The organism is Actinomycetospora straminea, assembly GCF_028737255.1.
Lineage (GTDB): Bacteria > Actinomycetota > Actinomycetes > Mycobacteriales > Pseudonocardiaceae > Actinomycetospora > Actinomycetospora straminea.
Genome location: NZ_JAQZAN010000025.1, coordinates 88,562 through 95,404, shown reverse-complemented (window position 1 = coordinate 95,404; position 6,843 = coordinate 88,562). Strand labels below are relative to the sequence as shown.

The following is a 6,843-nucleotide window of genomic DNA, read 5'->3' as shown; positions in this document are numbered from 1 at the left end:
CGGGCTGGCCGTGGGCGGGCTGGCCGTGGGCGGGCTGGCCGTGGGCGGGCTGGCCCGGGGCGGGCTGGCCCGGAGCCGGCGGCGATCCCTGGGCGCCGGGCGGCGGGCCCGGCCGTCCCGCGCCCGGCGGCGGGCCCTGCGGACCCTGCGGACCCTGCTGACCTGTTCGGACGCCGTGCGCCGGCGGGCCCGGGGGCCGCGGTCCGCCCGCGTGGCCCGGCGGGGGCGGCGGCGGGACGACCTCGGGCACGGCCGCGTCGCCGCCGTCGCGACCCGTCTCGCGTCCGGTCCCCCGCCCCGTCTCGTCGGCGGGCGGGTCGTCCGGCCGGCGGCCCGGTTCGCGGGCCGTCACCGTCTCTGCAGCTCGCGGGTCGGGAGATCCGCGTCCGTCGTCGTGCCCGTGTCCCGGTGTCGCCTGCGGCGGGACCTCCGGTCGCGCCGGGCCGCCCGCACCCGGCGAGCGATCCGCACGCTCGCCAGGATCACCAGCACGACGGCTGCGGACGCGGTCAACCACACCGTGATCGTGCCGTAGGCGGTCGATCGCAGCAGCAGACGAGCCGTCGGACCGAGAGGTTCACCCCCCGGTGTCTGCGCCTGGGCGTCCACCGCGAACTGGCCCGCGCGGGTCACCTCGACCTCGACCTGCACCTGGCGGCTCCCGAACGCCGGCACGGTGACGACGGGCAGCGAGGCGGTCCGCAGGCCGGGTGTGGGCTCGAGCACCACCTGCACCCGGACGGCCACGGGCAGGCGGTTCTCGACGGTCAGCAGGAGCGGCGCGTCGTTGGAGCCCAGCGAGTACGACCCCGAGGGCTGCGCGACCCGCACCAGCGAGCGCAGCTCGTCGACCTGCCGTTCCACCCCCGCGACCTGCGTCTCCTGCACCGCCGGGTCGCCGCGCCACGCCACCGACAGGCTGCGCAGCACGCCGTCGGTGAGCGGCTCGACGAAGTCCGACGGCGACGGCGCGCCCACCCCGTCGCGCTCGGTGGCGGCGAGGAGCGCGCCCTGGCGGTCGCGCACGGCGCCGGCGCGGGCGACGAGCTCGGGCGCCGCCACCCCGTCGATCTCCCGCTCGGGCGAGGCCAGGGCGGTCGGCGGGAGGGGCGTCGCGGCGCCGATCGGCCCGACCAGGGTGGCGAGGTCGACGGGGCGGGCCAGGCCGAGGCGGGCGAGCTCGTCGACGCCCGCGAGCAGCGCGCCCGCCTCGCCGGTGCTCGCGGCCCAGTCGGCGGGCGGGGCGACGACCTCGACCGCCGGCGTCCCGTCCGCGGGCGGCTCCTGCAGCGCGCGCAGCCCCAGCACCCCGAGGGCGTCCTGGGCGGCGAGCGGTCCGGCGGTGCCCGCGGGGCTGGTGGGGTCGCCGGGGTCGCCGGCGGGGCGCGGGGCGAGCGCGGTGGCCGCGACGGGGTCGAGGGCGACGGCCGCGGGCGCCGACCCGGGCGCGCCGGGGAACCGGGCGAGCGCCCCGGCCGGGAGGCGCCCGTCGAGGGCGTCGCCGTCGACGAGCAGCGCGCGGGCGCCCTCGGCGGCGAGCCCGGCGACGGTGCGGTCGTCCACGAGCCCGCCGGCGGGCCACACGGTGCCGGCGACCGGGGTGACGCCGAGGACGTCGCCCACGCGGCGGGTGCCGGTGGACACCGCGGCGGCCGTCAGCTCGGGCTGGTCGCCGCGGGCGGTGGCGACGAGGTCGGTGCCGGCGTAGGGCAGCGCCACCACGCAGCGCCCGCGGGCCTCGGCGCGCACGGCGTCGAGCCAGCGGTCCGCGGCGGCGGCGCCCACCCCGGGCTCGGCGCCGCCGGCGGCGGTGCGCACCTGGTAGCCGCCGGTCATCGCGCTCGCGGTCTCGAGCAGGTCGGCGTCGACGGCGAGGCACACCGAGCGGGCCGCCGCGGAGCCGGCCGGGGCGGCCCGTCCGAGCGCGTCGACCAGCCCCGCGAGACGGCCGCCCGGGGTGAAGGAGGTGGCGAGGTCGTCGTCGGTGAGCAGCGTCGGCGCGCCGGGCACGACCGGCAGGCGGCGGGGGCGGTCGGCGAGCGGGTAGAGCACCGAGACCCCGGTGGCCTGCCCGACCGGCGGCGCGGCGGGCGGGCCCTGACCGGGGACGCCGACCACGGGCAGCAGGAACGGCACCGCGCCGAGCCGCGTCGGGCCGGCGGTGCCCAGCGCGCCGTCGACGTCGACGAGCAGGGGGTGCACGCCGGGCGCGGCGAGGGCGAGCGAGCCGGGGCCGGTCAGCGGCACCCGGACGGTGAACGGCACGACGGCCCCGGGCGCGATCGTCGGCGCGACCTCCACCGACGGCGTGCGCACGGGGGCGCCACCCGAGGCGCCCTGACCCTCGAGCGCCCCGAGCGCCGCCCGGCTCCCCGAGAGCGCGGCACCCCGTTCGAGGCGGACCCCCACGTCGCGGGCGGGGACCGCGGACCGGTTGGTGACCCGCCCGGTGACCACGAGCTCGCCCGGCCCGTCGGTCGTGACCGTCCGGGGCGTGAGCGTGTCGAGCGCGACCTCGACCGGCGCCGGGCGCGGCTCGTCGGGTGCGGCGACGGCCGGCGGCGCGGTCAGCACGAGCAGCAGCCCCGCGACGAGTGTCGCGAGCAGGGCGAGAGGACGTCGGAGGGCTCCCCGCGGGCCGCGGGGAGGGCTCACGCCGACTCCTCCAGGATCTGCGCGGCGCGCCGCACCAGGCGGCGCTCGTCGGCGTAGGCCAGCCGGGAGTCGAGCTCGGCGAGCGGCACCCACGCCACCTCGGTGACCTCGACGTCGGCGTCGGAGAGCTCGCCGCCGTGGGCGCGCAGCAGGTAGTGGTGCACCGTCTTGTGGATCCGGCGGTCCTCGGCGACGAACCAGTAGTCGATGCTGCCGAGGAACGCCCGCACGGAGGCGATGATGCCGGTCTCCTCCTCGACCTCCCGCACGGCGGCCTGCTCGGCGGTCTCGCCCTCCTCGAGGTGGCCCTTCGGCAGCGACCACAGCAGGCGCCCGCGACGGTCCAGCCGGCCGATCAGGGCCGCACTGGCCCCGGTGGCGTCGACGACGAGGCCTCCCGCCGAGGTCTCGTCGACCGTGCGCATCCGCCGTCGGGAGCCCCGCCGGCGCCGGTCGCCGGACCGGCGGGACGGGGTGGACACGCCCGCGATCGTACGGCGCCCCCGCGGTGACGGGGATCTGTCGCCCGGTCGACGCGCGGGTGTCCTTCCCGGGGACCTGGTGTCCCGAGGAGTCCGCCTGCTCGCGGTAGCCTGTCCTGTCGTGCCCGGACCCGCGCCAGCCCCGACGTCCACGACCGGCGCCGATCATGCGGCGGTGGTCGAGATGCTGCGCTTCTCCCCCGTGGCCGACGAGCTCGCGCAGCGGTTCGCCGAGGCCGGCCACCGGCTCTACCTCGTCGGCGGCAGCGTGCGCGACGCGCTGCTCGGGCGGCACTCGACCGACCTCGACTTCACCACCGACGCGCGCCCCGACGCCATCCAGAGGATCGTGACGGGCTGGGCCGACGCGGTCTGGGACACCGGCATCGCGTTCGGCACGATCGGCCTGGTCCGCCGGGGCCTGACCTGCGAGGTCACCACGTTCCGCGCCGACGCCTACGACGGCGTCACCCGCAACCCGGTGGTCGCGTTCGGCGACACCGTCGAGGGCGACCTCGTGCGCCGCGACTTCACCGCCAACGCCATGGCGCTCTCGCTGCCCGACCGCACGTTCGTCGACCCGTACGGCGGGCTCGCGGCGCTGGCCCGCGGTGTCCTCGACACCCCCGGCGAGCCGCGGACGTCGTTCTCCGACGACCCGCTGCGCCTGCTGCGCGCCGCCCGCTTCGTCTCGCAGCTGGGCTTCGAGGTCGCCCCGCGGGTGCGGGAGGCGATGACGGAGATGGCGCCGGAGCTCGGGCGGATCACCGCCGAGCGGGTGCAGGCCGAGCTCTCGAAGCTGCTGCTCGGTGCCCACCCGCGGCGCGGGATCGAGCTCATGGTCGACACGGGGCTCGCCGACGTCGTGCTGCCCGAGGTGCCGGCCATGCGCCTGGAGATCGACGAGCACGCCCAGCACAAGGACGTCTACGAGCACTCGCTGACGGTCATGGAGCAGGCGATCGGGCGGGAGACCGACGGCCCGGACCTCGTGCTGCGCCTGGCTGCGCTGCTCCACGACATCGGCAAACCGGCGACCCGCAAGGTCGAGCCGGGGCGGCGGGTGAGCTTCCACCACCACGAGGTGGTCGGCGCGAAGATGACCCGCAAGCGCCTCCGCGAGCTGCGCTACCCCAAGCAGGTCATCGAGGACGTCGCGCAGCTCGTGTTCCTGCACCTGCGCTTCCACGGCTACGGCAAGGGCGAGTGGACCGACTCCGCCGTGCGCCGCTACGTCACCGACGCCGGGCCGCTGCTCGAGCGGCTGCACAAGCTCGTCCGGTCGGACTCGACGACGCGCAACAAGCGCCGGGCCGCCGCGCTGCAGCGCTCCTACGACGACCTCGAGGAGCGGATCACGCGGATCGCGCAGGAGGAGGACCTCGCGCGCGTCCGTCCCGACCTCGACGGCAACGCGATCATGGAGCTGCTCGGGATCCCGCCGGGGCCGCTGGTCGGGAAGGCGTGGCGCCACCTCAAGGACGTGCGCCTCGAGCGCGGACCGCTCTCCGACGACGAGGCGCGCGCGGAGCTGCTGGCGTGGGCGGCCGCGGAGGGGATCGGGTCGGGGGAACCGTCCGGGGAGTAGCTGCGTCGAACCCGGTGTGGGATCCCCAGCGGTCAGCTATGTGTTCGGCACCGGGCAGGGCCCGGTCCACCGGCACGCCTCGCCCGCCGACGCCGATCTCGGCCCGCCCGGTGGCGCGCCCGACGCGGTGCGGCTCGACTTCGACGGCGACGGTCGGGTCGACGACGCGCTGTGGGACGGCGACGGCGACGGCGCCGCCGACCGCTCGCTGCTCGACCTCGACGACGACGGCCGCCCCGACCACGCGTACGCCGACCCCTCGGGCCGCGGGCTGTGGGACGCGCGGGCACCCCTGGACCTCGCGGCGGCGCCGGCCGCCGGGGGGGCCCTGGAGTGGACCGACGTCCGCGGCCGCGCGGACCGCGCCGACCCCGCGCTCGACACCGACGGCGACGGGGTGCTCGACGGCGCGGTGGTGGACGCCGACCACGAGCCGGGCAGCGAGGTGGTCAGCGACCTCGACGGCGACGGCCGCGCCGACCAGCTGCTCGTGGACGCCGACGACGACGGACGGGCGGAGCTCGCCTACCTGTCGGCCGCGCCGCCCGGGTCGGCGTCGGCGCGCTGGGACGTGCTGCTGGTCGACACCGACGGCGACGGCGCGGTGGACACGACGGTCGCCGAGGGGGCCGCGGGCTGGGTCCCGCCCTGACCCCGGCGCTGGCCCTCGGCGCGCAGGGCGAGCTCGTGCACCACGAGCCCGAGCAGGTAGAGCCCCGCGGCCAGCACGAGCAGCAGCGGCGAGCGCCCGCTCGGCGGGGCCAGGAACGCCGCCCCGGCCACGGCGACGACGTAGGTGACGTTGAAGGTGGTGTCCGAGAGCGAGAAGACGCGCCCGCGCACGTCGTCGCCGACCTCGCGCTGCACCGCGGCGTCGGAGCACAGCTTGATCGCCTGGCCGACGAGCCCGAGGACGAACGACCCGGCGAGGATCGTCGGCAGCGTCATCGGCAGCCCGAGCCCGAGCAGCGCGACCGCGGCGAGCACCAGCATCACGCGCACGGTGCCGGGGCGCCCGACCTTCGACGTGAGCCAGGGCGTGAGGAAGGCGGCGACCCCGAGGCCGGCGGCGACGGCCGCGACCACCTCGCCCAGCCCCGCGATCCCGGCCTTGAGCGGGCCCACGTCGGTCAGCGAGTTGCGCATGAGCAGCAGCACCACGAGCGTCGTGACGCCGAAGGCGAGCCGGTGGGCGGCGACGGCGCCGAACGCGGCGAGCACGCCGGGGGCGTCGCGGGCGGCCCGCGCGCCGTCCACGAGGCCCGACGCGACGGCGCGGACGGCCTGCGCGGCCTCGGTGCGCTCGTCGGGGCCGAGCGTGCCGCGCCGGATCGTCGTCGCCACCACCACGATGAGCAGCGAGCCGACCGCGGCGGCGGCCGTGGTCCACGCCGCGTCGCTGTCCTGCGGCCCGACGAGCCCGCGTAGTCCGATCGCACACCCGGCGCCGATTGCCGCGGCGACCGCACCCGACGTCGTGACCAGCGAGTTCGCGCCGACGAGGTGCTCGGGCGCGACGACGTGCGGCAGCGCGGCGGACAGGCCGGCCTGGATGAAGCGGCTGACGCCGATGGTGGCCAGCGCGCCGAGGTAGAGCGCCGGCCCCGTGACCCCGGCGAGGACCACCCCCGCCGTGAGCAGCGTCAGGACCCCGCGCAGCGCCCCGGCGACGATCATGACGCGGCGCCGGTCCCAGCGGTCGAGCAGCGCGCCGGCGAACGGCCCGATGATCGAGTACGGCAGCAGCACCGTCGCGAGCCCGAGGGCGACCATGACCGGGTCCGCCTCGCGCTCGGGGCTGAACAGCACCAGCCCCCCGAGGGCGGCCTGGAACACGCCGTCGCCCCACTGCGCGGCCAGCCGGACCGTCAGCAGCTTGCCGAAGCCGGGGTGCGTGAGCAGCTCGCGCAGCCGACCGAGCGGCCCCCGAGCGGCGGGGGTGCCGGTGCTCGGGGGCGCGACGGGGCCGGGAGCGACGGGCACGGGCGCCCACGCTACGCGCTCGATGTCCGGAACGGGTCGGGGCTGCGCAGGCCGTCCGGTGGACCCCGGTGACCCGTTGTCGACCGTCCGCGCGGCGTGCGTCCGCCCGGTCGGGCGTGGTCGTCCCCACCCGGA

The 6,843-nt window shown here is 78.0% G+C and carries 4 protein-coding genes and 1 pseudogene; 1 reads left to right on the top strand and 4 read right to left on the bottom strand.

Annotated elements, in window-relative coordinates; translation table 11 throughout:
• The 3 genes and pseudogenes from PH190_RS26465 to PH190_RS26455 form a co-directional block, all read right to left on the bottom strand.
• Window positions 1-352: pseudogene (locus PH190_RS26465) on the bottom strand (hypothetical protein); the annotation flags it as partial.
• Window positions 349-2,655: a DUF6049 family protein gene (locus PH190_RS26460; RefSeq protein WP_274234528.1), complete on the bottom strand. Its 2,307-nt coding sequence runs from the start codon at window positions 2,653-2,655 to the stop codon at window positions 349-351. The gene PH190_RS26460 and the pseudogene PH190_RS26465, both read right to left, overlap by 4 nt.
• On the bottom strand, window positions 2,652-3,080 hold the full coding sequence (locus PH190_RS26455; protein ID WP_274234531.1) for an NUDIX hydrolase: 429 nt from the start codon (window positions 3,078-3,080) through the stop codon (window positions 2,652-2,654). Before PH190_RS26455 ends, PH190_RS26460 begins: the two co-directional genes overlap by 4 nt.
• 178 nt (window positions 3,081-3,258) lie before the next feature.
• Between PH190_RS26455 and PH190_RS26450 the strand changes: the two genes are divergently transcribed.
• A complete protein-coding gene (locus PH190_RS26450; RefSeq protein ID WP_274234527.1) occupies window positions 3,259-4,725 on the top strand; it encodes a CCA tRNA nucleotidyltransferase in 1,467 nt (488 codons plus the stop codon).
• 525 nt (window positions 4,726-5,250) lie between these two features.
• Here PH190_RS26450 and PH190_RS26445 read toward each other — a convergent pair.
• Complete coding sequence (locus PH190_RS26445; protein WP_274234526.1) at window positions 5,251-6,708, bottom strand: MFS transporter; 1,458 nt, start codon at window positions 6,706-6,708, stop codon at window positions 5,251-5,253.
• Between the last annotated feature and the right edge of the window lie 135 nt (window positions 6,709-6,843).

Excerpts from the sequence above, each read along its gene's own strand:
- PH190_RS26455 (WP_274234531.1), bottom strand. The coding sequence starts at position 3,080 with ATGCGCACGGTCGACGAGACCTCGGCGGGAGGCCTCGTCGTCGACGCC.